At 45.6% G+C, this 26,051-nt stretch carries 25 protein-coding genes; 13 read left to right on the top strand and 12 right to left on the bottom strand.

Annotation, left to right across the window (positions count from 1 at the left end; all coding sequences use genetic code 11):
• Positions 1 to 2 precede the first annotated feature (2 nt).
• Positions 3 to 1,385: an ATP-dependent RNA helicase DbpA gene (gene dbpA / locus L1286_RS13925; protein ID WP_235407657.1), complete on the bottom strand. Its 1,383-nt coding sequence runs from the start codon at positions 1,383 to 1,385 to the stop codon at positions 3 to 5.
• A 227-nt stretch (positions 1,386 to 1,612) separates the two neighbouring features.
• Between dbpA and L1286_RS13920 the strand changes: the two genes are divergently transcribed.
• Positions 1,613 to 3,022, top strand: coding sequence for a M20/M25/M40 family metallo-hydrolase (locus L1286_RS13920; protein WP_235407656.1), 1,410 nt, complete (start codon positions 1,613 to 1,615; stop codon positions 3,020 to 3,022).
• A gap of 87 nt (positions 3,023 to 3,109) precedes the next feature.
• A complete protein-coding gene (locus L1286_RS13915) occupies positions 3,110 to 3,886 on the top strand; it encodes a hypothetical protein (RefSeq protein ID WP_235407655.1) in 777 nt (258 codons plus the stop codon).
• Here L1286_RS13915 and L1286_RS13910 read toward each other — a convergent pair.
• Complete coding sequence (locus tag L1286_RS13910; RefSeq protein WP_235407654.1) at positions 3,871 to 6,489, bottom strand: EAL domain-containing protein; 2,619 nt, start codon at positions 6,487 to 6,489, stop codon at positions 3,871 to 3,873. The genes L1286_RS13915 and L1286_RS13910 overlap by 16 nt on opposite strands.
• Positions 6,490 to 6,773: 284 nt before the next feature.
• Between L1286_RS13910 and ubiD the strand changes: the two genes are divergently transcribed.
• The 3 genes from ubiD (at position 6,774) to L1286_RS13895 (ending at position 9,643) form a co-directional block, all read left to right on the top strand.
• Entirely contained in the window at positions 6,774 to 8,249 is a 1,476-nt protein-coding gene (gene ubiD / locus L1286_RS13905; protein ID WP_235407653.1) for a 4-hydroxy-3-polyprenylbenzoate decarboxylase, read from the top strand.
• 137 nt (positions 8,250 to 8,386) lie between these two features.
• A complete protein-coding gene (fre, locus tag L1286_RS13900; RefSeq protein ID WP_235407652.1) occupies positions 8,387 to 9,100 on the top strand; it encodes an NAD(P)H-flavin reductase in 714 nt (237 codons plus the stop codon).
• A gap of 132 nt (positions 9,101 to 9,232) precedes the next feature.
• The gene (locus tag L1286_RS13895) at positions 9,233 to 9,643 is read left to right on the top strand and encodes a CBS domain-containing protein (RefSeq protein ID WP_235407651.1); all 411 of its coding nucleotides are present in this window, start codon (positions 9,233 to 9,235) and stop codon (positions 9,641 to 9,643) included.
• Between the two features lie 17 nt (positions 9,644 to 9,660).
• Here L1286_RS13895 and add read toward each other — a convergent pair whose 3' ends face one another.
• The 7 genes from add to cyaY form a co-directional block, all read right to left on the bottom strand.
• Positions 9,661 to 10,656, bottom strand: coding sequence for an adenosine deaminase (gene add / locus L1286_RS13890; protein ID WP_235407650.1), 996 nt, complete (start codon positions 10,654 to 10,656; stop codon positions 9,661 to 9,663).
• A gap of 192 nt (positions 10,657 to 10,848) precedes the next feature.
• Positions 10,849 to 11,994, bottom strand: a complete 1,146-nt coding sequence (locus tag L1286_RS13885) for a heme biosynthesis HemY N-terminal domain-containing protein (RefSeq protein ID WP_235407649.1) — start codon at positions 11,992 to 11,994, stop codon at positions 10,849 to 10,851.
• The gene (locus tag L1286_RS13880) at positions 11,991 to 13,817 is read right to left on the bottom strand and encodes a uroporphyrinogen-III C-methyltransferase (protein WP_235407648.1); all 1,827 of its coding nucleotides are present in this window, start codon (positions 13,815 to 13,817) and stop codon (positions 11,991 to 11,993) included. The genes L1286_RS13885 and L1286_RS13880 overlap by 4 nt, the downstream gene beginning before the upstream one ends.
• A 1-nt stretch (position 13,818) precedes the next feature.
• Positions 13,819 to 14,757 carry a hydroxymethylbilane synthase gene (hemC, locus tag L1286_RS13875; RefSeq protein WP_235407647.1) on the bottom strand — a complete coding sequence of 313 codons (939 nt, stop codon included), beginning with the start codon at positions 14,755 to 14,757 and terminating at the stop codon, positions 13,819 to 13,821.
• A gap of 18 nt (positions 14,758 to 14,775) precedes the next feature.
• Entirely contained in the window at positions 14,776 to 15,636 is an 861-nt protein-coding gene (locus L1286_RS13870) for a DUF2914 domain-containing protein (protein ID WP_235407646.1), read from the bottom strand.
• An 18-nt stretch (positions 15,637 to 15,654) separates the two neighbouring features.
• On the bottom strand, positions 15,655 to 16,308 hold the full coding sequence (locus L1286_RS13865) for an alpha/beta hydrolase (protein WP_235407645.1): 654 nt from the start codon (positions 16,306 to 16,308) through the stop codon (positions 15,655 to 15,657).
• On the bottom strand, positions 16,308 to 16,628 hold the full coding sequence (gene cyaY / locus L1286_RS13860; RefSeq protein ID WP_235407644.1) for an iron donor protein CyaY: 321 nt from the start codon (positions 16,626 to 16,628) through the stop codon (positions 16,308 to 16,310). Before cyaY ends, L1286_RS13865 begins: the two co-directional genes overlap by 1 nt.
• 132 nt (positions 16,629 to 16,760) lie before the next feature.
• Between cyaY and lptM the strand changes: the two genes are divergently transcribed.
• The 8 genes from lptM (at position 16,761) to L1286_RS13820 (ending at position 23,792) form a co-directional block, all read left to right on the top strand.
• Positions 16,761 to 16,937: an LPS translocon maturation chaperone LptM gene (gene lptM, locus L1286_RS13855; protein ID WP_235407643.1), complete on the top strand. Its 177-nt coding sequence runs from the start codon at positions 16,761 to 16,763 to the stop codon at positions 16,935 to 16,937.
• A gap of 3 nt (positions 16,938 to 16,940) precedes the next feature.
• Entirely contained in the window at positions 16,941 to 18,197 is a 1,257-nt protein-coding gene (lysA, locus tag L1286_RS13850; protein WP_235407642.1) for a diaminopimelate decarboxylase, read from the top strand.
• A 47-nt stretch (positions 18,198 to 18,244) separates the two neighbouring features.
• On the top strand, positions 18,245 to 19,075 hold the full coding sequence (gene dapF, locus L1286_RS13845; RefSeq protein ID WP_235407641.1) for a diaminopimelate epimerase: 831 nt from the start codon (positions 18,245 to 18,247) through the stop codon (positions 19,073 to 19,075).
• Positions 19,072 to 19,698, top strand: coding sequence for a DUF484 family protein (locus L1286_RS13840; RefSeq protein WP_235407640.1), 627 nt, complete (start codon positions 19,072 to 19,074; stop codon positions 19,696 to 19,698). Before dapF ends, L1286_RS13840 begins: the two co-directional genes overlap by 4 nt.
• On the top strand, positions 19,695 to 20,621 hold the full coding sequence (xerC, locus tag L1286_RS13835; protein ID WP_235407639.1) for a tyrosine recombinase XerC: 927 nt from the start codon (positions 19,695 to 19,697) through the stop codon (positions 20,619 to 20,621). The genes L1286_RS13840 and xerC overlap by 4 nt, the downstream gene beginning before the upstream one ends.
• A gap of 81 nt (positions 20,622 to 20,702) precedes the next feature.
• The gene (locus L1286_RS13830; RefSeq protein WP_235407638.1) at positions 20,703 to 21,407 is read left to right on the top strand and encodes an HAD-IA family hydrolase; all 705 of its coding nucleotides are present in this window, start codon (positions 20,703 to 20,705) and stop codon (positions 21,405 to 21,407) included.
• A 321-nt stretch (positions 21,408 to 21,728) separates the two neighbouring features.
• The gene (locus L1286_RS13825; RefSeq protein WP_235407637.1) at positions 21,729 to 22,610 is read left to right on the top strand and encodes a dTDP-4-dehydrorhamnose reductase family protein; all 882 of its coding nucleotides are present in this window, start codon (positions 21,729 to 21,731) and stop codon (positions 22,608 to 22,610) included.
• Positions 22,611 to 22,637: 27 nt separating this feature from the next.
• Positions 22,638 to 23,792 (top strand): retropepsin-like aspartic protease family protein, encoded by a 1,155-nt coding sequence (locus L1286_RS13820; RefSeq protein WP_235407636.1) that lies wholly within the window; start codon positions 22,638 to 22,640, stop codon positions 23,790 to 23,792.
• Positions 23,793 to 23,826: 34 nt separating this feature from the next.
• Here the strand turns inward: L1286_RS13820 and L1286_RS13815 are convergent, their stop codons facing one another.
• The 3 genes from L1286_RS13815 to L1286_RS13805 form a co-directional block, all read right to left on the bottom strand.
• Complete coding sequence (locus L1286_RS13815; RefSeq protein WP_235407635.1) at positions 23,827 to 24,537, bottom strand: hypothetical protein; 711 nt, start codon at positions 24,535 to 24,537, stop codon at positions 23,827 to 23,829.
• A gap of 115 nt (positions 24,538 to 24,652) precedes the next feature.
• A complete protein-coding gene (locus L1286_RS13810; RefSeq protein WP_235407634.1) occupies positions 24,653 to 25,492 on the bottom strand; it encodes a glycosyltransferase family 8 protein in 840 nt (279 codons plus the stop codon).
• 140 nt (positions 25,493 to 25,632) lie between these two features.
• Positions 25,633 to 25,938, bottom strand: a complete 306-nt coding sequence (locus L1286_RS13805) for a DUF6482 family protein (RefSeq protein WP_235407633.1) — start codon at positions 25,936 to 25,938, stop codon at positions 25,633 to 25,635.
• Between the last annotated feature and the right edge of the window lie 113 nt (positions 25,939 to 26,051).

Here is a 26,051-nt window from a genome sequence, read left to right as displayed (position 1 = left end):
CTCTACACAAGCCGCTTTGCTTTAATCCGTTTGCCTTTGATTTTTTCGGCGTTTAATTTTCGCATTGCAGGTTTCACCGCTTCCCTAAATATAGCAATGTACGCTTGATTATCTTGTACCGTAATGTTGCCAATCTGCGCCGAACCAATGCCATTTTCTCCGGTCAGACAGCCAACGATATCACCAGCGCGCACCTTTTGCTTTTTACCTGCATCAATCATGACGGTGACCATCGTCGGCTTATACGCCGGTTTATCTAGTAAACTCAATGGCGGCGTTGGGGAGGGATTAAACTCGCGTTCATATAGTTCGCTGAGCTGCGTCACTTTAAATGTTTCGTTTTCCCCATACAGTGAACAAGCGAACCCTTTTTTACCCCCCCGCCCTGTTCGTCCAACACGATGTACATGCGTTTGTGGGTCCAGCGCCATATGATAATTTACAACCATATCGATGTCTTCAATGTCTAAGCCACGAGCGGCAACATCCGTTGCAACCAGTATCGATGCGCTTTTATTCGCAAACCGAAGTAACATTCTTTGGCGTTCAATCTGTGCTAAATCGCCGTGTAATACAGCAACCTGTAAACCCGTCTGTTGAAGCTCCAAAAAGAGTTTTTTGGTTTCCACTTTAGTGTTACAAAAAACAATACAGCTTTGTGGTTTGTGCTGAAGCAGTAGCAATCTCAGTGTATTAAATCTAAGTTTGTTGTTTTTAAGCGGAAAAAACTGCTGTTTTATTTGTCTATTGAGCGATTCTGTCTCACCTTTCACTAACATTGGCGATTGCATAAAACGCGCGGACAACTGCTCAATATCTTTGGGATAGGTTGCACTAAACATCATCGTTTGACGTGTAGGCGGCAAATATACGGCAATATTCTCAATGGCATCCACAAAGCCCATGTCCAACATTTGGTCAGCTTCGTCAAGAATAAAGTGTGTCACCTGCGTTAAGTCCAACGTCCCTTTAAACAAATGCTCCTCGACACGGCCCGGCGTGCCAACAACAATATGCGCGCCATGCTCTAAAGAGCTCATTTGTGGCCCAATGGCTTCCCCGCCACAAATTGTCAGTACTTTAACATTCCCAAGCTCCCTGGCCAGCTTTCTCACTTCTTCAGCGACTTGATTCGCCAACTCTCGAGTCGGGGCTAAGATCAAGCCTTGAATATGCTGTGCCGACAACACCAAGTTTTGCAGCATGGCTAAGCTGAAAGCCAATGTTTTTCCCGAGCCAGTTTTTGCCTGTGCAACCACATCCTTCCCAGCTAACAATTCGGGTAAACTTTCTGATTGAATGGGTGTCATGCGGCTGAATCCAGCTTTACTGAGTGCTAAATGCAATTCTGCGCGCAGTGATAATTGAGTAAAAAGCGGGTTCACGTGGTTTTCCTGACAAATCAAATTGCTGTAATTTTATCAAAGATCGACCCCCTAGGTATACTCTAGAAAATACTGCATACGTCCATTCAATGATATATGCAGTATTTGGCTTTACGTTTTCTGAATCAGTTCGTAACAGCCAAACATCATGCATTTCATCTTAATAACATTTTAATGTATTTCTTTTGGTGTCAAAATAACCACATTACTACCGACTAAGGAAAATTATGAAGCTCACATTTCGTACTTTGATTAAAACCAGCCTTTTGCCGATCGTCGCGCTTTGCAGCAGCTATACCGCCGTGGCCCAAGAATTTACTCAGCTCGAATTAGACACCGTGGCTGCCGTACGCGAACATGCACGAAATAGCGATTTGAGCTGGCAACTCGTTGAATCATTGACCACGGAAGTCGGCCCCCGTTTACCAGGTACCGAAAACGACAAAATGGCGGTAGCTTGGGCGAAGCAAAAGTTTACTCAACTTGGTTTTGATAAGGTGTGGTTGGAACCTTCCAAATTCCCAGAATGGCGACGCTATCATGAATCTGGGTTTATTTTAACCCCCAGCAAACAGCCCCTTCATTTAACAGCACTGGGAAACAGTATTAGCACACCGAAAGAAGGGCTATCCGGTGAAGTTGTCTTATTCGAAACCTTTGACGAATTGGTGGCCGCCCCAGCAGACAGTTTAAATGGCAAAATTGCGTTTATTAATTATCGTATGAATAGGGATATTGACGGCAATGGCTATGGCCCAGCCGTTAAAGCGCGTAATAAAGGGGCTGTAGAAGCCGCCAAGAAAGGGGCGATTGCTTATATGATGCGCTCTGTGAGCACCAGTCACCACCGATTTGCCCACACCGGGGGCAGTCACTACACTGAAGGGGTCAGTAAAATACCAACGACTGCCGTTGCCAACCCAGATGCGGATCAGCTCGCGCGTCTTATTGCACTCGGCAAGCCCGTAAAAGTTGAGCTTAATATTCAAACTGAAGACTTGGGAGAAGGCACGAGCTACAACGTAATTGGTGAAATCACTGGCTCAAAATATCCAGAACAATATGTTTTGCTAGGCAGCCACCTCGATTCATGGGACTTAGGCACAGGTGCATTAGATGACGGCGCTGGGGTAGCACTTACCATGGCCGCAGCAAAGCACATTGCCGAACATACTCAGCCAGAACGCAGCATTCGCGTTGTCTTATTTGCCGCTGAAGAGCTAGGGTTATGGGGCGCCAAAGCCTATTTTAAGCATTATGAATCGCGATTAGGGAACATTGTTGCCGCAGCTGAGTCAGATTTCGGGGCCGATGTAGTATATGCGTTTGAATCCAACGTCAACGCCGCGTCTCTGCCCGTGGTACGCGAAATCGCTAAACAGTTAAAACCGCTCGGTATTAAGTACATTCGTAAAAATGCCGCTCGCGGGGGACCGGACCTTATCCCATTTAAACAAATGACTTCTGCCCCGATATTCGATTTACATCAAGTAGGCACCGACTACTTTGATTATCACCACACGGCCGATGATACATTGGATAAAGTTGATCCAGACAAACTCAAGCAAAATACTGCCGCCTACGCCGTATTTGCTTTAATGGCCGCCAATGCTGAAACCGCAATGTCGGGCAAATAACCTACCCTTGTGTCAAAGCTAAGCCATGTTATCTTAGCTTTGACACACAAAATAACCAAAACAGTGTAACCAACCACGGAGATGGCAATGTTAAAGAGCACCCTATTTCGTACACATGACGTGATTTCAGCTTCCGTCAGTCGATATAAAGCCATTATTATTGCTTTCTTGGTGGTCGGTTTTTGCGGTTACTGGATAGTTAAACATCAGCAAAGCCAAACCCAACAATCTATGTGGATAAGTAGTCCCAAAGTCGACGATGTCATCATGGTTGATTTTGGTCGGATTCAAACCGACCGAGTCTATCAGCCTCAATTTAGAATAACCCAGGTCATTGCTGTCGATGAACATCAAATCACATTGAAAGAGGGACGCTATACCTACGCAAGAAAGCGTGACGCCAAACGGGCAATTCAGCTAGACAACCTGATGCTCGATGACTACTTTAAATCGCAACCTTGGCGGCTATCACGTACAACCGTGTCTGACTATTATCAAAATGGCAGTATTTATGCGGCATATCGTCCCAATGACATCTATGTCTTGGGCGGCATCGTGAAAAAACGTGCCATCGCTTATTTTCCTAAACATCAACGCGCACATTTTTCGCCACAAAATAATCAAGGCATTAGCTTTTATCAACAAGGCGATTTTGAAGCAGCCCGCCAAGCTTTTGAAGATGCCATTGCAACCCAAGATCAATGGGGCATGTACAATCTTGCAACCATGTTAATTGCTGCGGAAGGTGGTAAACAAGACTTACCTCGCGCCTTAACGTTACTCACAGCCGCGAAGGCGCAGGGTAACCTCAAGGCCATAGAAGCGCTCAAGTCTCTGTGCGAAATACATCAAGTTTGTGAGTGAACTGCGCTGTTTGCATGCGCGACCAGAAACTGTTCAAACTCACTGGCACCACTGGGCTTTGCGTGCAAGTACCCTTGCGTATAATCACACCCCAGCTGTTGCAACAGAGCTAACTGTTCTGATGTTTCCACACCTTCAGCAATGACTGTTAGATTGAGCTTGCTGGCCATAGATACAATCGCACTGATCAGGGTCTTATCTTCTTCATCATCTGGTAAGTCCTTAATAAACGCCCTATCAATTTTAAGTTTCGACAACGGGAAACGCTTCAAGTATCCCAGCGATGAATACCCGGTTCCAAAGTCATCTATGGCTAACCCTACCCCCATTTGACGGAGTTGCTCTAATTGCTGTTCGATGCCATCGGAGTTATCGGCCAGTACGGTTTCCGTAATTTCAAGCGTAAGACATGTTGCCGGTAGCCCCGTATCTTTAAGTACTTTACGTACTAAACTCACAATGTCTTGGCGCTTAAACTGGGTACTAGATACATTGACTGACACAAAGAAAGGCTCGTCCGTTTTAGTCAACCAAGAGCGTGCTTGCGCACACGCCTGATAAAGCACCCACTCACCTATCGCCAAAATAAGACCCAACTCTTCGCTAATCGGAATGAAGTCTGCGGGAGATACCTCGCCCAACGCGTCATTGTGCCAGCGTAGCAATGCCTCACAACCCAATTCTTTGTCTTTGCCTACAATCGGTTGATATACCACCCTCAACTCTTGATTCGATAGCGCGCGATGCAATGCTCCCTCTAATTGGCTACGCGCCTTAGCATGTTCATGCATTGCAGCGGTAAAAAATTGGAAACAATTGCGGCCATTCTCTTTGGCTTTGTACATGGCGCTGTCGGCATTGCGTAACAGGACCTTCCTGTCTTCCCCATCATCTGGGTAGAATGTGATCCCCATGCTGCCCGATACATACGCTTCATGTCCTTCTAAATGAAACGGCGCGCTCAACGCGGTAAGAATCTTTTCGGCCACACGTTCCATGTCGCCAATCATTTCCATTTCAGGGAGTAGCAATGCAAACTCATCTCCCCCCAATCTCGCCACCGTATCCGAATTGCGCGTGCATTCACGAATCCGATTTGCCGCTTCAATCAGCAGTAAGTCGCCAATATGGTGGCCGAGCGTGTCATTCACTGCTTTAAAGCGATCCAGATCAATAAAACAGACCGCAACTCGAGATTGCTTGCGCTCTGCTTGCGTCAACGCAATATCAAATTTAGCGTGGTAATGATGTCGATTCGCCAGCCCCGTCAGATTGTCAAAGTTTGCCTGTTGCCACATTAATTGCTCATTGCGCTTGCGCGAGGTGATGTCATTGAATAACGCAACGTACATGTCGATATGGCCATGCTGATCAAACACCGCGGATACTTGCAGCCAACTTGGATATACCTCACCACTTTTGCGCTTATTCCATATTTCACCTTCCCAATGCCCGCGTGAGCTTAATGCATCGTAAAGCTGGGTAAAGTAAGCCGCGTCATGGCGTCCAGAATTAAATATAGCAGGGGTTTTGCCCATAACTTCTGGCCCACTGAATCCGGTGATTTCAGTAAACGCCTTATTGACCATCTGGATACAGTTGTTTTTGTCAGATACTAAAACCCCTTCACTGGTGGTAGAAAATACCGTGCTCGCAAGGCGCTGCTCTTGCTCATCGATAAGGCGCTGTGTGATATTTTGCAACAGGTAGATATGACCATACAGCCCGCCATTGTCATCTAAAACATCCGTCTTACTTATTTCGACATCCAAGGCCCCAAAATTGGTGTCCAAACGACACGCCTGAGGCTCAAATTGGGTCACTTCCATACACACACCGTTGCCTAATGCGTCGGTGATCATTTTATCATCCAAATCACCTAAATCTTGATAAGCAGCTCGGTTCGCTGACAACACCTTTTCGTTCGGATCAGTAAAGATAAGATAGTCACCAATGGCATCAAAAATCGCATTGAGCCTTGCTCTTTGATATTCCAATCGGCGTTTTGTTTTGCGCAAACGCAAGAACCCCCAACCAAGAATCACCGTGGTTCCGACGAGAATGGCAATAACGCTGCTCAACAGAAAAACCTGTACCGTACTTGCGTGCTTGATTTCTTTTGTCTGCAACGCCACTTGTTGCTCTAAATTACTTTGGTAGTGCCATAACGCATGTTCCAGCTTTCTTCTTGCGCTGACATCTTGGATCACCGAAAACAGTAAGGCGCCCCCATCACTATTCATAAATGGCGAAGAATAAACAGATACCGTGCGATTTTCACCATTGGCCAATCGGTGTTGAAAAATAAAATAGTTACGCCCTTCATTTAATGCCGCAAGCCGCTCTTTTTCGACTTGCTGAGGCGTAAACTGATTAATTTCTTGAATATAAAGATTTTCTAACTGGGTTTTACTGTAACCATAAAAATTTGCTGCGGATTGATTTGCGCGCACAATTTTGCCGCTATCAGGCTCAATGAGCAGCATGACAGCGCTGTGGTTATCAAACACCTCCGCGGGCAAACTCTGTGCCGCTGAACAAGGGGTGTAAGTCATCACCATCGCAGTTAATATGAGGTAAACTATTGTTGTTATTGTCTTCAAGCCGCCTCCAATAGATACCCGTCGACTCATTCAGACTATAGCCCAAAGCCTAAACCAAGGAAACAATTGACTGTAAAACTCGCTGAAAAAGCTAAGTCCCAACCAATCTGCCAAGTCGCCAAGCTCGTACATAAAATTACTTACTTTAGTTAACTGGCCATCTCGTGGTCGCAGCTATTTTAGCGAATTAAATCCGCCTTTCCTCGCTTAGAGTATGTTCAGCGTGTGGGGAATTGATATACTTGCTGCCACAGATAGGCTTACTCACTGCGTAATAGGCTAAAATGAAATATAAAGACTTAAGAGAGTTTATAGAACTCCTTGAAAAGCAAGGTGAACTTGTCCGCGTCAGTCAACCCATCTCTACCAAATTAGAAATGACTGAAATAGCAGATCGCACCTTACGTGCCGGTGGTCCTGCCATTTTATTTGAAAACCCAGAAGGGTTTGACATTCCCGTGCTTGCTAACTTATTTGGCACCCCAAAACGCGTCGCGATGGGCATGGGTCAGACTGATGTCAGTGAACTACGTGAAGTCGGTAAACTTCTGGCATTCCTCAAGGAACCTGAGCCACCAAAAGGCATCAAAGAAGCATTGGGTCAAATTCCAGTCTTTAAACAAGTGCTGAATATGCCAGCCAAGGAAGTCAAAAAGGCACCCTGTCAGAAAGTCATATTGAGCGGTGACCAAGTAGATTTAACTAAGCTTCCTATCCAGCATTGCTGGCCAGGGGATGCCGCTCCCCTCATTACATGGGGCCTTACAGTGACCAAAGGGCCACATAAAAAACGTCAAAACCTTGGAATATATCGCCAGCAACTATTGGGCAAAAACAAAATTATTATGCGCTGGTTATCCCATCGTGGAGGCGCACTTGACTTCCAAGAGTGGTGTAAAGAGCATCCTGGTAAACCATATCCAGTATCTGTTGCATTGGGCGCCGATCCTGCCACCATTTTAGGTGCGGTAACGCCTGTGCCGGATACGCTCAGCGAATATGCCTTTGCTGGTCTGCTGCGTGGCAGCAAAACCGAAGTGGTTAAGTCCATCTCCAATGATTTGCAAGTGCCAGCAAGTGCAGAGATCGTGCTTGAAGGTTACATTGAACAGGGTGAAACAGCACCAGAAGGCCCGTATGGCGACCACACTGGATATTACAACGAAGTCGATGACTTTCCAGTGATGACCGTCACCCATGTTACACATCGTGAAAATCCGATTTATCACAGTACCTACACAGGCCGTCCACCAGACGAACCGGCAATTTTAGGTGTCGCGCTCAATGAGGTCTTCGTACCCATACTGCAAAAGCAGTTCCCGGAGATCGTAGATTTTTATCTCCCTCCCGAAGGCTGTTCGTATCGTATGGCGGTCGTGACCATGAAAAAGCAATACCCAGGACACGCCAAGCGCGTGATGATGGGAGTATGGTCGTTCTTGCGCCAGTTTATGTACACCAAATTTGTCATTGTTTGCGATGACGATGTAAATGCACGAGATTGGAATGATGTGATCTGGGCCATAACAACGCGCATGGATCCTGCAAGGGATACCACCATGATAGAAAACACACCGATAGACTACCTTGACTTTGCCTCACCCGTATCTGGATTAGGCTCTAAAATGGGTATGGACGCAACCAATAAGTGGCCGGGAGAGACCGACCGTGAGTGGGGTGAGCCGATCGTAATGGACGACGATACCAAACGAAAAGTCGACGACATCTGGGATAGCTTAGGCATTATGGATAAGAAATAACTAATAAGTATTGTGCACTTTCATAAAAATTTGTTTGAATTTCGGGTAAACGTCAATAAAGGCGATATAACAAAGTCACAATTAAATATGTTACAGTGCGCATACTTTCGCCAAGGTGCTTAATTAAAAGGTTTGAAATGCAAATATTAAAAGCGCGTGTTGAGGACATTTCACCTCTCACAGAATTTGTTTACAAGGTGCTGTTAAAGCCACAGCAAGATGCAGAGTTTTCCGCAGGCCACTATTTACAGCTGGTACTTGGTGAGAAAGACAAACGTGCATTTTCGATTGCCAGTAGCCCCTCTAATAAGCAGCAATTGGAGCTGCACATTGGTGCTTCTGGTGCTGATTCATATGCGATGCAAGCGCTAGAACACTTAAAAACAGCACACATTGATGGGACAGAAGTCGATTTAGAAGTGGGTTTAGGTGTCTCTCAAGTGCGTCCAGAGCAGGCGAGACCGATAGTCCTGCTAGCTGGCGGGACCGGGTTCTCTTACGTAAAATCTATGGCAGATCACCTTGCTGAGATCAATTATGAGCAGCCGGTATTATTTTACTGGGGCGTTAAGGAAGAGTCTGCACTTTACGCAAAAGCAGAAATGGAAGCGTGGGCAGCGAGTCAAAAAAACTTCCAGTTTATCCCGGTTGTAGAAAATGCGTCAGAAGCCTGGCAAGGACATACTGGCTATGTACACCAAGCAGTGATGAAAGACATTATCTCTCTTGAACCTTACAGCGTATACATGGCTGGTCGGTTTAACATGATTGGTATTGTACGCGATGACTTTATCAGCCATGGCGCACATCGTGACTTTATGTATGCTGATGCCTTTGCGTTTATCAAGTAAACATCATACCAACGCGCAGGTCACTCCTTGCGCGTTCCATCTAAAAAACAAATCAAAACAATATAAATAATCAATTTTAAAAATAACTTGAATTTGCCCATACTACTCCTAAGACAAAACAGGAGACACCCTATGGCAAACCAATTTATTGAAGACATTATGTCATTCCAGTTTCCGGTGATTACCCCAGAAACCGAAATCACCGAGGCCATTGAGCAACTGCACAAATTTGATTTATTTGGCGCTCCCGTGCAAGACAAACACGGCGCTTTAGTCGGCTTTATTTCAGAGCAACAGCTACTCGCTCCCTTACTGCAAAGCAGTTATTTCTGTGATGGCGCAACACTTGTCGCGGATCTTATGACCACAGAGCCATTGTCGGTAAGAAAAAATACAACGGTGATAGATTTGGCCACGCAAATGCAACAAAACAAACCGAAGATTTACCCTGTCGTACAAGCGGATAAAGTGATCGCAATTGTCACAAGAAGCCATGTGATCAATGCGCTGAGAGAAGATTACTTGAGCTGCTCAAAACACTGAGCAGCTCAACGTGTACATTAGGCGTACTTTAGGAGTAATGCCTGTTTATCAGCATCACTTAAGAAGGCAATCTCGACGGCATTACGTTGCGCTTTTTGGATATCCGCCGCACTCAGACCCGCAAGAGGCGCAGCCTTCATGAATTCATTGTCCAACTCAACTCCCTGCACGGCTGGATCATCGGTGTTGATAGTCGCTAAAATACCATGATCTAAAAACTGTTTCAGTGGGTGTGTTTCGATGCTGGCCACCGTGCTAGTTTGCAGATTACTGGTCAAGCAAGATTCAATGCCGATGCGGTTATCTCTTAAGAAGTCCATGAGTTTTGGATCTTCGATGGCCTTAACACCGTGACCGATACGCGATGCACCGAGTTCGTTAATCGCTTGCCATATGCTCACTGCGCCCTCGGCTTCACCAGCGTGAATTGTGGCACCCAAATAAGCATCACGCACTTGCTTGAAATGTTCGATAAACAGTTCACCCGGAAAACCCAGTTCATCGCCAGCCAAATCGACAGCAACAAGGCTTTCTTTAAACGCGAGCAATGCATCCAGTTCATGCTGACATTTCTCAACACCAAACGTGCGCGACATAATACCAATCAAGTTCACTTTGATATCTTGGCCTCGAGCTGCACACTCAATGCCATCAACAACCGCTTCAACGACGCCTTGTGGGTGTAAATTGTGTGTCTTGGCCATGTAGTATGGACTAAAACGCAGCTCGGTATAATCCATATTTTGTGCAATGGCATCTTCAACATTTTCAACTGCAATTCGACGACAAGCATCATAATCCCCCAGCACCTTTACTCCCCAATCCAGCTTGGCGAGAAATGCCATTAAGTTGGGCGCGTTGTCGATAACTTGCACATGGGGGCGCAAGCCTTCTATATCGTTGGCCGGCAAAGGCATGTTAAATTTTTGACCGAGTTCTAATATCGTCTCAGCACGCACGTTGCCGTCTAAGTGACGGTGTAAATCAAGTAAAGGTAGTTTGGTATTGATCATAAGACACTCGGTTTGCAGATAAAATTTTTCAGATCATACGCAGATCAAGTTTAGATACAAGGACAATTATCCGCAAAATATAACTCAACAGACCTCTGTTGACTAACATGCAATTGATCACGCAATGAACAATGAAAAGCGATGGGTATGGTGTGTAAAATAGCCAGTGTATTCAAACACTGGCTTATTTTATTAGCGGTGTGTGTTGCTCAGCAATAAGTAGGCTTTTTCAAACTGGCCAGTTTTGGCGAATGCGACTTCAGCCTGATGCTGCCATAGCGCCTGCCATGGTGCACTTGATAGTGAATCGAATATTTTCGCTGCGAGACCATGATCTCCCTCACCATTCGCCATACTCGCAAGGCAAAACAACAGCTCTGTTTGCTCTGGCTGTTTTTTGAGTTGGGCTTGAATCGCTTTGCGCAACTCAATATCACCCCCATTGGCAAATTGTAAAATCGTCGCCAATTCTTGAAACTGTGATTTTTTAAGCATCTTGAGTAATTCTTTGCGAACCACCATGATATGACCAAAACGCACGCAAGTATGCACGTATGCGGTGTGGCTCTGCCCACGAAGCGCCCTCGGTAAAGCCCCATAAATTACATGAATGTCTTTGTCACTGTGACGCAAAATCGCTTCAAAGTAGGCTGTAAAAAATTGCGACCACTGTGTACCAGACCACTGTAACTGTTTATGACGTTGCTCAATGGTTGACTGCAAGGTGTCCCAATCTTTTGCCTGAAGCAACGCGCTCACATAGGCATTCAGCTCAGTCGGCGTGGCTTTTTTCATTTGCGCTTGTGGGGCGAGACTCGTAAGCGCTTGTGAATCCTGCTCAGCCGCTAACCACAGTTCACTCACTTTGCTTTGGGCAGGCTCAGAAAGTTGTTGTAGATACTCGCGCGCCACCACCTTTTTACCGACATGTAACGCAGCTTTGGCTTGAATAGCAAGCTGCTGATCGCGCCACTTTTCAGGAAACTCAGACAATTGTAATGTGTAACCCAGACTGTCCGGTTGATTGTTAATCAGTGCCCAAACACTTTGAGTAAATGCATCCTCTTCACGTTGTTGACGTTTTTTTGCTCTGCGTGTAGCGATCCCCCCGACTCCCCGCCAAATCGCTTTGACGACTTTCGATGACAGCCAAATAACGCACAAGACGATGGCGACAATAAACACCAAAGAGACAAGCGTACTTTCGATGGTGTACTGGCCAAAAGAAACCAGCACATACCCTTTTTCATCAATGAGCAAATGAGATCCTGCTAACACCGCGCAAAATAGCAGTATCACCGCTAAAATTAATACCGTTCGTTTGATAAAGTGCCTCATTGCAGCCACTCCTTCAATGCTGCCGGGGTAGTCAATGTCAGCGCTTTCGATGTGCTGAACTCAGCGCGCTGCATCACTTTCAAAGCCACAAGCATGCTATTTGTCGCCGACTGCTCGACTCTGAAATAACGCGTCAGCGTCTCTTGCGCGCCTTCAATGGCATTAAAGTAAATACTCATTTGACCATCTAACAAAGCCGTTTGTGCTTGCTGTAAATAGCTACGTAACTGGCTGCGAATAAGCTGCTGCTCTTGGGCATCAAGTAACGGATCAATAACGGGCTTGTCATGTCGCTCAACGGTTAAAAACTCGGCACTGATCTGCTTTAAACTGCGGATGAAATTTTCACGCCATTCACTGATGTCATTGCTTAGCTCTGTGGCGTCCGGTTGAGAGACCGTTGGCTTTTCAAAGGTCTTGAGTGGTAAATTATCTACCTGAGACAGCAGTCCAGCCAGCTCCATATACAACGCTTCGGTATTGGGTTTTGGTTGGGCTTGTAATTTGGCAATATCTGTACTGATAGCCAACTGCAGTGCATCCGTACCCGTCTCTTCGGCTAACGCGTCTTGTAGACGTTTTAACACCAATACAGCGCCTGAATAGTCTCCCTCACTCAGTGCCTTAAACTCAGCATAGCGTGCCAATGACCGCAGCTCTGAGCTTAACGCTCCCCCCACTTGCTGGCGTGCTTTTGACAGTGCCTGTTGAAGGCTATCAGCGACCTGAGCTTGCTGCGTCGCCAGTTGCTCGGCGACAAACTGCTCTTGCTTTGGCCACTGTGACCGCAATTGGTTAAGAGAGGATACGACATTGCTCAACTGGGTTTGTAGTTGCTGATTTTGCTGTTGAAGTGCCGTCAGTGATGCCTGTTTTTGAGCATCTTGCTGTTGAGCATAATAAAACAGGCCTGATGTCGCTCCCACGCCTGCGAGCGCGAAAAACAGAGCCACCACCGCGGTCTTGCTCAATTTTGCTTTGGGACTGCGTTCAATGTTGTCTGCTGCGACTTCCGTATTCTGTTTTGATTCAGACGAGGTTGTTTGTTGGTTTGTTTCCGTCATTGCGCTGCCCTGTTGGGAAGTTAATTTACAGATCGCCTTAAAAAGGGACTCATTGCTTGCACCATCACTTAAAGTGATCTGCTCATCGGTTATTTTAAACTGTATTTTTAAATGTTGCGCAGTACGCGCACTCACAACGACAAAGTGCCGTGTCCCCAGCCAGCGCAATTGCGCTGGCTGAACACTATTGAATATCGCATCTACCGCTGTATTACTGGTTACCACTATACCGTCAATTTTCTCTTGCTTCCAGTGGTCTAACCAGTCACTTGCACATTCACTTATTGGGCCTCGCTCATACACACTGCAAGTGGTGAGTAAAGCGTTTCGTGTTTTAAGCACCTTCGCAATATGCGCTCGTCCACCACGTCCTTTAACTAAGGCCACCCTCGTTTGCGCAACATGCTGCAAAACGGGTAACGCAACCAGCCCTTCAGAGTCTTGCCGTTCGGGCACAATCGCATCTCGCGCAAAATGTTGAGTAATCGCATCCGCCGTTTGCAGACCTACAGCGACAAGTTGAGCGTGGGTTGAGAGTGGAATGGCTGCCTTTTGAAGTTGCGCAGCAAAGTTGAGTACTGCATCCTGTGAAATAAAGATGATAATCTCGGCCTCACACACCGCCACCAACTGCGCCTGTGATACCTTGACATGCTCGAGTTTCAGCACTGGTGAACACAGCGCTGAAATCCCGTTTTTTGCCAACTCAGTGGCTAATTCATCCCCTTTTCCCTGCGGCCGAGTTATGGCAAATTTCACATTAAGCGTCTCTATATACCTCAGCTAAAATCTTATCAGCGCCCTGCTCAAGCAATGAGTCTGCTAATTTGACCCCCAAAGCTTCAGCCTGTTGCACAGGCCCGGTTGTCTCTGCACGTAAAATGGTGCTGCCATCAACAGCCCCCACCAGGCCTCTAAGATAGATTTGATCACCTTGCAACTGTGCATATGCACCAATTGGCACCTGACACCCACCTTCTAAGCGACGATTCATCGCGCGCTCAGCCATGACTCGAGCACGCGTTGGCGCATGTTCCAATGGCGCAAGTAAATCTTGTACACGCGTATCATCGCTGCGACATTCAATGCCGACAGCACCTTGGCCATTTGCTGGTAAAGACTGTTCAACTGAGACATAACTCGCTATACGCTCAGCCATTTCTAGGCGGATTAAACCCGCAGCAGCCAAAATTATCGCATCAAACTCACCCGCATCAAGTTTAGCGAGTCGCGTATTAACATTACCGCGCAAATCTTTGATCTGTAGGTCTGGTCTCATCTCACGTATTTGACACTGTCGACGTAAGCTAGAGGTACCGACCACTGCGCCTGCGGGCAGCTGCGCAAGTTGCTGGTATTGATTAGAAACAAAAGCATCACGTGGATCTTCGCGTTCGCAAATTGTATGCAACATGAGTCCCTCAGGAAAATCCACTGGAACATCTTTCATAGAATGTACAGCAATATCTGCACGCCCCTCTAGCATGGCTTGTTCCAGCTCTTTTACAAACAGACCTTTACCACCAATTTTGGCCAGAGGCGTATCTAAAATTTTATCGCCTTTGGTGGACATCGGCACCAATTCAACCACAAGCTCGGGATGAAAGTGCTCTAGTTGCGCTTTTACATACTCTGCCTGCCAAAGTGCCAATGCACTTTTACGTGTGGCGATGCGCACTGTCTTTTTTGTTTCTGTCATGTTTTGCCTTGTCAGCTCCTAGGGAGCCTTTGCTAAAATTCGAAATGATTTTTGTGCCAATAACTGTCCATTTTGCGTGATAACTTCTACACGCCACTGTCCGGTTTGACTTGGCATAATATTTTTACTTGAGTAAGTACGGAACCTAGGCGCACTAATAGGCAATGTAATTTCAGCCATTAGTTGCTCTTGGTGAAACCACAAATGTTGCACCACTTCTCCTTGAAGTCCTTTGATCTCGGTAAAGAAATACAGCTTTTCCTCAAATCGATTTCGTTCAACGAGGTGTTTCAGTACATTCACGGGCTCACGGTTCTCGATACCAGATGTCAGTACTGCGCGACTGATATGACTTGTGTCTACTTTGGCATTGAGCGCAACACTGGCAACTTGGGCGTCATCTGCAAACCGAGTCGTCGTAGACACACTTTGTTCTAGCTCTGGTTGTGCCGTCTGATGTTCAGTGTCCGTTGACATCTCGTTTGACGGATTCTCCATCTCATCCGCCACACTCACAACGGCTATGACAGGAGGTTCAGGCTCGGCAACAGCCGACGGCGCCTCATTGACCACGATGGAGGCGCTGTCAATGTGTGCTTCTGCTTGGCTACTGGGTGATATCTGTAACTCAGGTATTTTGTTGACGGGTACCTCAGTGGCCGACGACGCCAACACGACCGGCTCACTGACAGGTGCAGCTGAATCATCGGCATAGACTGACTTAAATAAGCCATATGACAACGCCATAACACCAAAACTCATCATGGCCAGTACGGTAATAATTCGCCGCCAATGGTATTGATAACTCACTGAGTTTGCTGTTTTTGGCTGCGACTGGGCATCAGTCACTTTGGTTTTAATCACGATACGTTGAGTCATTCGTCTGTCCTAAATTCACTATGACAAGCGCGATATTAACCACGCTCTAATCGCCTTGAGCTCTTCCAAGCATACTTGGTGCTCCATGGGATAATCTTGCCAACTTACATCATACCCTTGATGCACCAGTGCTTCATACGCTGTTTGACCTGCTGACATTGGCACAACCGGGTCATGGCTACCATGCGCCATAAAAATATTGAGTGCATTTTGCTGTGCTTCGTCTGCCAATTTTTGCGGCGCGCACATGTAAGTCGACAACGCCATTACACCGGCTACTTGAAACGGCAACCTCGGTGCCAAATGCACACTGATCACACCACCTTGTGAAAACCCAGCAAGTATAATTTTATCTGCTGGAATGCCCGCCGCTATTTCTTTTTCAATTAAATCCGTCACCAATGCGGCAGACTCTCTTACACCGGTCTCATCAGCACGATTTTCAAGGTCCATACTTTTGATGTCGTACCAAGCGCGCATTTCCATCCCACCATTCACGGTTACCGGTCGAATTGGAGCATGTGGAAATACGAATCGAACCCCCAGTTCATCGGGTAAAGCAAGTTCAGGTGCAATTGGCAAGAAACCGTTTCCAGAATCTCCTAGTCCGTGCAACCAAATAACCGTTGCCTTGTGCTGCTGCTTCGCAGCGTATTCTACAAATTCTAACATCAGTCGTGTTGCCACTCTATTGGTTGGCCCGCTTGTCGAGTCGCAGCATCAGACATAAACTGCCAAAACTCAGCACCCGAGCGGTTGTCTATCCATTTGTCATCACGTAGTTCAAAGTGATGCCCATTAAATTTTGTCGCAACCCATACCTGGTGCAGGGGTGCTTGTTTGTTGATGATAATTTTTGATTGATCGGCAAAGATGATTTCGAGAATACCAGAGGCAGATTCATAGTCTAAATCTGCATCACAATCGTCAATCTGTTCCTCGATCGTCAGCATCAGCGCTTCAGCTAGTTGATGATATTCGTGATCTGTCATGGCTAACTCCTAAATTACGGCAACAAAGGCCAAACATTCCCCCAATTAGGGAATAAATTTCAACCGCAAAAGCTGCTTTTTTCGCGAATTCTGTTACTCTGCGATTATAAAGGCACTGACATCATTAATCTAATGAAAGCGACATACACTCAATTTAGCTTACTGGCACTAGTATTAACTAGCACCTTAACGTTATCAGCTTGCGGGCAACGTGGTCCACTGTATTTACCTGAAGATGCAGATAAAAACCGTACTACACAGTCAACACCTGCAGCACAGGATAAAGCAAAAACTGACGAAAAGGAGTGATAAATGGACTTTTTTCAGTATCAAAACAATGAACTCTTTGCCGAGCAAGTTTCGGTGCAAGACATCGCCAAAAAATATGGCACGCCGTGTTATGTCTACTCGCGAAAAACGTTAGAGCGTCATTATCGTGCATTTACAGATGCCGCAGCCGCGCACACTCACTTGGTATGTTATGCCGTCAAAGCCAACAGTAATTTAGCGGTACTGAATGTGCTGGCTAAAATGGGGGCTGGCTTTGATATCGTATCACAGGGGGAGCTGGCTAGGGTCCTTAAGGCAGGTGGCGACCCCAGCAAAGTGGTATTTTCTGGTGTGGCCAAAACCAACGAAGAAATCGCGTTTGCTATTAGTAAGCAAATTAAGTGTTTTAATGTTGAGTCAAAAGCCGAACTTGAGCGTATTTCTGCCATTGCAACGCAAATGCAAACAAGCGCCCCCGTGTCCATCCGAGTCAATCCGGATATTGATGCGAAAACACACCCATATATTTCCACAGGCCTGAAAGAGAATAAGTTTGGTATCGACATCAAACAAGCATTTGACGTCTATCAATTGGCTTGTGCACTGCCCGGCATTCAAGTCGTTGGCGTAGATTTTCACATTGGTTCTCAACTCACCGAAGTTGAGCCCTTTTTGGCTGCACTTGATAAAGTGTTGGCGCTGGTTGATACATTAAAAAAGGCTGGGATTATTTTACACCACCTAGATATTGGTGGTGGATTAGGCGTCCCTTATGAGGGTGAAAAACCGCCACACCCGAGTGCCTATGCGGCGCAAGTCATTGAGCGTCTGGGTGACTACTCCAACCTTGAACTCATTTTTGAGCCAGGCCGAGCAATTGCTGCAAATGCGGGATTACTGGTAACGAAAGTTGAATATTTAAAACCGACGGCTGACAAACACTTTGCAATTGTAGACGCAGGTATGAATGACATGTTGCGCCCCTCGTTGTATCAAGCATGGCAGGAAATTATTGCCGTTAGCCCTAGGACCGATAACACCCCTGAACATACCTATGACGTAGTTGGTCCTGTATGTGAAACGGGTGACTTTATTGGCAAAGACAGAGTGTTGGCCATTCAACCTGGAGACCTGCTAGCACAACGTAGCGCTGGCGCATACGGGTTTACCATGAGCTCCAACTATAACTCTCGACCTAGAGTGGCTGAGATAATGGTGGATGGCGACACTGCGCACTTAGTTAGAGCACGTGAAACCCTTGAATCTCTATGGCAAGGTGAAGCGTTGCTTTCAGAATAATAATGTGCGTATAAAAAGCGCATTTAGTGACTCAATAGTAAGGTAATATGTTTGTAAATTTTTCAAAGATGCACGGCTTAGGAAATGACTTTGTGGTGATAGATAATGTCACACAAAATGTCTTTCTATCCCGAGATCAGATCCGCAAGCTTGCCGATCGACACTTTGGTATCGGTTTCGATCAGTTACTGCTGGTTGAGCCGCCTTATTCACCTGATTTGGATTTCCATTACCGTATCTTTAATAGCGATGGCACAGAAGTAGAGCAATGTGGCAATGGAGCACGCTGTTTTGCCCGTTTTGTCCGAATGAAAGGGCTAACGAACAAACACAAAGTTAGCGTTTCAACAAAGGGCGGTGATATCACGCTCTACACAGAGAAAGACGGCCAAGTCACTGTTAATATGGGCACTCCACAATTTGCACCACAAGATATTCCATTTAAAGCGCAACAAAGCGAACTAACCTATATTCTAAGGGCTGGCGAACACACGGTCTTTTGTGGGGTAGTTTCAATGGGGAACCCGCATTGTGTGCTAGAAGTGGATGACATTGATACCGCAGAAGTCGACACGTTAGGACCGCTGCTAGAGCACCATGAACGTTTTCCAAAACGCGCTAATGTAGGTTTTATGCAGATCATTAACCGTGAACACATTAAGCTGCGAGTTTGGGAGCGTGGCGCAAATGAGACCTTAGCGTGTGGCAGCGGTGCGTGTGGTGCGGTTGCCATTGGTATCAAACAGGGCAAATTGGCAGATACCGTACGTGTTGATCTGCCTGGTGGCACCTTGCAGATACGTTGGAATGGCGGTAGTAAGCCGGTAAAAATGACCGGCCCAGCTGAACATGTTTTTGATGGACAGGTAGCAATATGAGTGAGAAAAAAACACCAGTATCTGACACAGAAGTGATGACCTTTTTACAAAAAAATCCTGACTTTCTGATAGAACACCCATACTTGTTACTCGATCTCAATTTGCATATTCAGCAACAGGGCGCGCCAAACCTAGCGTTGATGCAGCAGCGTCTCTTGCGTGAAGAAAACGCCAAATTGCACGCACAAATAGAACGCATGATGGCATCCGCAAGAGAAAATGAGCTTATTTTTAAGCTCTTTAATGACTGCCAACGTGCGTTATGGTATTGCCAAAGCTTTCAAGAACTTGCTGACATATTAGCGGATACCTTAACCCAATCACCCAAAATCAATGTGTGTCAGCTCATTCAATACGACACGACATTAGATGGCCTGATCAACAGACGCTTGAACAAATTGCCTCGTTATCTTGGTCGCTTGGATAAACAAGAACAAAAGTTACTATTTAGTGGCTTTGATTGCCGCTCAGTCGCACTTTACCTGCTTGGTCCCAGCAGCGATCCAACCGCTATACTGGCCTTTGCAAGTGATTGTGCCGACCACTTCTCTCCTGACAACGGCAACTTGTTTGTCAACGAGTTGGTATCCTCCTTACAGCTGCGTTTGAAAGAGCTCGCATGAGCGGCAATGACGCCAATACACTTACCCCACAATGGCAGCAGCCAATCACTGACTTTATGGCGTACTTACAGTATGAAAAGCAATATTCTGCTCACACAGTACGCCAATACCAAACACAGTTGCAGTTAGCAGCCCATTTTTTTGCGACGCAAAGTGATGATTGGTTTTCAGTCAGTAGTGAGCAAATTCGGCGCTTTTCGATGTCACTACGCAGCAAACAATACAACCCCAGAAGCATCAATTTAAAACTCAGCTGTATCCGCAGCTTATATAAATTTTTAAAAACTAAACACGCGCATAGTACAAGCTTACATAACCCAGCCGCAGGACAAAAAGGCCCAAAATTTCAAAAGCCTCTGCCAAAAAACCTTGATGTTGATCAGATGCTACAACTACTAGAAATCAATGCGGATGATGCCTTAGCTGTGCGTGACAAAGCCATGATGGAACTAATGTACTCCAGTGGGTTGCGTGTGAGTGAATTGGTCAATACCAATCTAAATGACATTAGGGAAGGCGAAATTAGGGTACTCGGTAAAGGTAATAAAGAGCGGGTAATTCCCGTTGGTTCAAAAGCCTTGGACGCCATTGGTGCGTGGCTTAAACTGCGGCCACTTTTTGCCCATGAAGATGAACCAGCCATGTTTGTCAGCAAGCGCAAAACGCGTATCTCAATACGTCATGTGCGTGCTCGAATGAAAGAGTGGGGAATAAAACAAGGGATCTCTGCCAATGTTCACCCACATAAACTGCGCCACTCATTTGCCAGCCACCTCCTAGAGTCCAGCGGAGATCTGCGTGCGATACAAGAAATGCTCGGCCACAGCAGTTTATCGGCAACCCAAGTCTATACCCATGTTGACTTTCAACACCTTGCCAAAGTGTACGATCAAGCTCACCCTCGCGCGAGACAAAAAAAATAGTCCATTAAAGATGCTTTCAGTTTGCGCCGTCAGCCCGCTTTTCGCGTACAATAAGCTTTAATAGTACAAACCAGACTGAGTATGATGCGATTTAACCGAGCCATTACCCCCGTTAGAGTATTAAGCTTTGATTTAGATGACACGCTGTATAACAACCACCCAATTATCCTAAACGCCATCCGAGCAATGCAGGATTATTTACAGTCAATTCCTGCGTGGGCCAATAAACAAGGGGACTATTGGCTTGAATGCAGGCGTCATATTGGCAATACACAGCCGCACTTGCAGGATGATGTCACAACTTGGAGGCAAGTAGCGTTAAGGTATGGTATGTCTCAACTGAACCTTACCAAAGACGAAATTGAAAGACATTCAAACAATGCATATCAAGCATTTGCACAAGCCCGTAGTAATATCACGGTGTCCGACTCTGTTCTTGCCATGCTACAACAGCTGGCAAAGAAATATACGCTCATTGCCATTACGAATGGCAACGTTGACGTTGAAAAGTTCAACTTAGCGGGTGTTTTTGAGCGAGTTTACCTTGCTGGCCCTGATGGTAAAGCGAAACCTGATGCCGCATTATTCCAACGTGCATGTCAGGACCTAGGTGTCAAACCACAGCAGATCCTCCATATTGGAGATAGTTTGGACACGGACGTACAAGGCGCAAACTTAGCTGGATGCCAAAGTGTATGGCTCAATAACCAATCCACAGCCTATACATACAAAGGACTGGCAGATATCGAAATCAGTGATATTCTCCAGCTGTCGCGATTAAGCTAAACCGCGTTTAACGTCTGACTATGCGCGGGCTGGCGCCCGCAATGTCATGGCAGGTGGCGCTACCTATCATGGTATTCAGTCTTACTAAGCAAAAGTACAACATACTCGTGATATCGCCTTCAATGAGGGCATTCGAACACCTTTTCCATACCACAATGCGCCTTCTGCTTTACCGCATACTATGTTCTTTTCTTTTGTACATACAACAACCGAACCAACAAAGAGTACGGCTTTTTAGTGGTTAATATATCGATAATACTTTTTAAATCGACCCGAGCAGCGTTAAGATGAATACACACATGCCAAGGTAAAATTCAGTTTATGCGCAAAATTGTTGTTACAGGTGCGACAGGTCTGCTAGGCCGTACACTTTTCAAAGTACTCGCACACTCGCACACAGTGATTGGTACAGGTTTCAGTAGGGCAAAGCCACCCATTGAGCAACTCGATTTAAATCAAGAAGCTGCCATCATTCACTTTTTAGACAAGCACCAACCCGATGTCATGATCCATGCTGCGGCCGAACGAAAACCCGATGTATGCGAAAACGATCATGACGCCACCATTGCACTAAATGTCAAAGCCGCTGAATTTTTGGCTAGTCAATGTCGGGCACGCCATATTCATTTTATCTTTATTAGCACCGACTATGTGTTTGATGGTAAATCAGCCCCTTATTTAGAGAATGCAACACGGTCACCGGTTAATTTCTATGGCCAGAGTAAAGCCCTCGCAGAACAAGCGATACTGGCAAACAGTGCATTGCATACTGTTATTCGTGTACCTGTTTTATATGGAGAGGTTGAACATCTGGCTGAATCTGCCGTGACAATGATTGCACAGCAAATCCTCGCACAAACGAACAGTGCGCATGACGATTGGGCAGTGCGATTCCCAACCCATGTCGAAGACATTGCACTAACTTTACAAGCGCTGTTACAGCACCCCCACTCCACGACAGGTGGGATCTTTCATATTTCTGACAACCAATCAATGACCAAATACCAAATGGCTAGGCATATTGCCGATGCGCTGGGACAAAACCCTGATAACCTTATTGCGCTTCCAGAGCCAACGCAAAGTGCGACGAGGCCATATAACTGCGCGCTTGCAGACGCTCGACTGACAGCTTTGGGCATAGCCTTTACACGTGACTTTGCAGCTGCCATTAAACAAGCGGTACAGCCTCATATTGACCAATAATTTATGGCATAAGGGAGATTAGAAATAATGAAACACATGCTTAATCTATTGTTATTTTGCTCCCTTACACTCAATATTTACTTTGATTGGCATCGTCCCAATTCACTGTTAAAACAAGTTTTTATCGCTGAACAGCTATCTGGTAATACTGCCCAAAACGACACTAGCACTGCGCCCCAAGATGTCACTGCGTATTCATCAGCACCTTCCCACACACCCACAGCGCATGTTGTAATGGAACAAGCATTTGCCGCAGGACAACTGTTTACGGCATTCGAACAGTGGCAAACGCTGCCACTAGAGAGTCGCTCAGCTCAAACCATCCACACTTGGGTCAATACCTTGCATAACACCTTGGATACAGCCTCATCAAATACACTGGCTGATTACTTGCTATTTGTGCAAAAATATTTAGCAGTTGTGCCCGATGATTTAATCGCATTACAGTTTGAAGCAGCGGTTTTTTTAGCCCGTGGTGAACGCATAGAAGCCATTTATCGATATATTCAATTGTCGCGGCAATTTCCGGAACACCCTCACCTCGTGAGCACCTTGGTCACGCTAATAAATACGGAACTCGAAGAACTAACAGCACATAACCACTGGCATGAATTAATTGATAGGGGCCAAGTTTGGCTCGGGGAACTGCCTGATAACCTGACCCTCGTGGCACGTATTGCACACGCACATTTAGCGTTAGAAAATAACCTAGAAGCGGAACTGTTGTTGACACAGCTAACGCCTCAACAGCAACGGCACCAACTCATTGCGCCCTTGCTTGAAATATTGAACAGTAAGTATCAGCAGATTGAAATAATTCCACTAACACGGCGTGGCGAGCACTATATGTTGCAGGCGAAAATTGCAGGCCAGCACATTGAACTGATGATCGATACCGGTGCAAGTATCACTGCGCTCACCGCCGCTCAGTTTGACTTGCTTGCCTATGATGTAAATTTTTTAACCGCACGACGCGTCAGCACAGCCAATGGCATCGTAGAAATTCCTTTTTATCAAAGCCCTGGTATCCAAATAGGCTCAAAACAACAGACACCATTTGAGTTTGGTGTGATGACAACATCTGGGCAAGGGCCGGGGTTACTTGGTATGAACTTCTTACGCCATTTCAAGTTTGAAATAGATCAGCAAAATGCACAATTAATTCTCAAACCAAGGGAGTAAATAACAGGCTCATAAGCGCTTAATTAGACGGGGGTCACTTCGAGGACGACAGCCTACGATTCATAAAGGTCAGCTCCAGCGGTGTTTGCTCAGCGCGATTAATTTCTCCACCCGATATATGCACAACCTCAAACGACTCTGACATGCGCTCAATAAACAGGTTCACTTCTGACATACATTCAGGTACGGGCGCCAGTTCTATCGTCACTACACTCAACATACTCTCTAGCCGAATAATATCTTCCACCATCTGGTAATCATCACACGACATGCTGATGTTGAGCATTGTGGCATTGTCTTCAATGGTGCCATATACCGCAATCAGTGTTTCTAAGCTAATTTCATCTTCATTCGTGTGGCCACTGACTCTACGACGTAGTAATCGGTTACCACTTCTATAAAAAGTGTACAGCAATACTCGATTTAGTAATGCTTTTACATGCGCTTTACTTTGCTTTAATTGGCCAAACAACACGCTTTGCAATGACTTAACGCCACTCCTAAACGCACCACTGACAATAGAAGACAGGCTCAATTGGTAGTCAACACCAATCACTTTACAATCTGGATTAAGCTGTTGAAAAGCTTTGTCAAAAGCCCAATTATCATGTGCCCCTAAAGACAGTAATGTTTTTGTTTTCGCGATCGCACGTGCGGGGATCAGGTGACCACGCTCATGTTGCTCACCTACTCGCACGAGATCGGTACACTGGTTTAGTTCCAGCTGTAATTTATTGATCTCCACAACAAGTAACACCAATTTAACCTAAGTTAGTTTAAGTGTAACTGTAGTATCTATGATTGTTTTAATAAAGTGTGAATTTAATTAAAAAAATTGCTGAGTTTATTTTGATCATCAACTATCTGGGTACAAACAAGACACAAAGCGTGTTGATCAATACACTTGGTAAAGGATACTTTTTATTTACTTTAATTAAAAACTGATGCCACGCAGCTTGCTTAAGTCTCGCAATTTCTTGCTCTGGCACGAGCCCTTGATACAACTGAGCAAAATCTTTTAAAAATTGTACATCTCGTCGGCGGTTGTTTTTTGCATACCCTTTGCCAGCGTAGTGAATAAAGCCTGCGCGACAATAGTTTTGTTTGCCAAACATATCCATTCGATTAAAGTCTTCGCTGAGTGCCTGATGCTTAATTTGGTTTCGAAACAACTCATAATTAAAGAGTGTTTGCTCGTAAAACCGCACCTCGTTACACACCTGTTGTAACCTAGAAAGCGTTGCAAAATCGAATAAACGGCATCCCTTCGAGATCAGAATAACACCGACATTATAGTAAATAGGTTTATTGTCAAAATAAGGCCAATCAATTCCCCCTAGAGTCTGTTCTATTAACGACTTTTCATTCTCCCGTACACACGTAGCGCCCTCATTAAGCATATAAACCGTGTCTAAATCATCATATTTTTGGAAGATATTAGGGGTATCAGGGTGCACTAAAATATCTGCATCAAGATACAGTACCCGATCGTACTCATCCAACAGCTGACCGATGCGCAGCTTTTCAGCCCATGCTGGATTGGCCCCAAACTTTGGTGACTCAATGTGCACTTTAAACGTTAATGTATCCGCGACGATCAGATCAGCCCCAACTTTGGCCGCGTAATGCCTGAAGCTGTGTATCGCAGCCTGATACATGGGATTATCACCAATTGCCAAAGTGAATATTGCCTTTTTCAAATTCCCTCCGATGTTGCATCTATTTCGCTAACACGCCCACATTAGCCTAACTTTCTAAGTTATCTCAGTTGACGGCCCACGAATCAATAAGTTCCGCACAATACTAAACATCTTCACGTCGATAATTCAATGCTTGTGCCCTAGTACAATTTATTGTCACCAAAAGGCACTTCCAATTGATTACTGCCTTGACGAGTCGGTTGGCCTATCATTTCATCATAGGCACTTTGATGGCGAATGGTCATTTTCTGGTAGTCGATATGTTGCACCAGCTTTTGCAGTTCAAGGGGATTTCGCGCGCGAATGGCTTCGCCATTGCTGTCCACCACAATATATTCTGCATCGCCCACACAGGCTATTAAGTTATATAAGGCAACATCCAATGAGTTTGCGACAATCTTCTTGATCGGTTGTCTATCACGCAGCGCAGATAAGGTTATTTTCATAACAATACTCCAAATTAATTGTCATACGAAACTCATGCACGCCTGGATTCTAATCTGTGACTCAAAACGTTCTGATCTGATATAATCTCCATTCGATACACTGAAATGTGATG

It is taken from the genome of Pseudoalteromonas sp. SMS1 (assembly GCF_021530565.1).
Lineage (GTDB): Bacteria > Pseudomonadota > Gammaproteobacteria > Enterobacterales > Alteromonadaceae > Pseudoalteromonas.
The sequence above is the reverse complement of the archived record's forward strand: the minus strand, read 5'-3'. Positions and strand labels throughout refer to the sequence as shown.

Bases quoted from the DNA above. Each gene is read 5' to 3' on its own strand.
- L1286_RS13920 (WP_235407656.1), top strand. From the start codon at position 1,613: ATGAAGCTCACATTTCGTACTTTGATTAAAACCAGCCTTTTGCCGATC.
- L1286_RS13915 (WP_235407655.1), top strand. From the start codon at position 3,110: ATGTTAAAGAGCACCCTATTTCGTACACATGACGTGATTTCAGCTTCC.
- ubiD (WP_235407653.1), top strand. From the start codon at position 6,774: ATGAAATATAAAGACTTAAGAGAGTTTATAGAACTCCTTGAAAAGCAA.
- fre (WP_235407652.1), top strand. From the start codon at position 8,387: ATGCAAATATTAAAAGCGCGTGTTGAGGACATTTCACCTCTCACAGAA.
- L1286_RS13895 (WP_235407651.1), top strand. From the start codon at position 9,233: ATGGCAAACCAATTTATTGAAGACATTATGTCATTCCAGTTTCCGGTG.
- add (WP_235407650.1), bottom strand. From the start codon at position 10,656: ATGATCAATACCAAACTACCTTTACTTGATTTACACCGTCACTTAGAC.
- L1286_RS13885 (WP_235407649.1), bottom strand. From the start codon at position 11,994: ATGAGGCACTTTATCAAACGAACGGTATTAATTTTAGCGGTGATACTG.
- hemC (WP_235407647.1), bottom strand. From the start codon at position 14,757: ATGACAGAAACAAAAAAGACAGTGCGCATCGCCACACGTAAAAGTGCA.
- L1286_RS13870 (WP_235407646.1), bottom strand. From the start codon at position 15,636: ATGACTCAACGTATCGTGATTAAAACCAAAGTGACTGATGCCCAGTCG.
- L1286_RS13865 (WP_235407645.1), bottom strand. From the start codon at position 16,308: ATGTTAGAATTTGTAGAATACGCTGCGAAGCAGCAGCACAAGGCAACG.
- cyaY (WP_235407644.1), bottom strand. From the start codon at position 16,628: ATGACAGATCACGAATATCATCAACTAGCTGAAGCGCTGATGCTGACG.
- lptM (WP_235407643.1), top strand. From the start codon at position 16,761: ATGAAAGCGACATACACTCAATTTAGCTTACTGGCACTAGTATTAACT.
- lysA (WP_235407642.1), top strand. From the start codon at position 16,941: ATGGACTTTTTTCAGTATCAAAACAATGAACTCTTTGCCGAGCAAGTT.
- dapF (WP_235407641.1), top strand. From the start codon at position 18,245: ATGTTTGTAAATTTTTCAAAGATGCACGGCTTAGGAAATGACTTTGTG.
- L1286_RS13840 (WP_235407640.1), top strand. From the start codon at position 19,072: ATGAGTGAGAAAAAAACACCAGTATCTGACACAGAAGTGATGACCTTT.
- xerC (WP_235407639.1), top strand. From the start codon at position 19,695: ATGAGCGGCAATGACGCCAATACACTTACCCCACAATGGCAGCAGCCA.
- L1286_RS13830 (WP_235407638.1), top strand. From the start codon at position 20,703: ATGATGCGATTTAACCGAGCCATTACCCCCGTTAGAGTATTAAGCTTT.
- L1286_RS13825 (WP_235407637.1), top strand. From the start codon at position 21,729: ATGCGCAAAATTGTTGTTACAGGTGCGACAGGTCTGCTAGGCCGTACA.
- L1286_RS13820 (WP_235407636.1), top strand. From the start codon at position 22,638: ATGAAACACATGCTTAATCTATTGTTATTTTGCTCCCTTACACTCAAT.
- L1286_RS13805 (WP_235407633.1), bottom strand. From the start codon at position 25,938: ATGAAAATAACCTTATCTGCGCTGCGTGATAGACAACCGATCAAGAAG.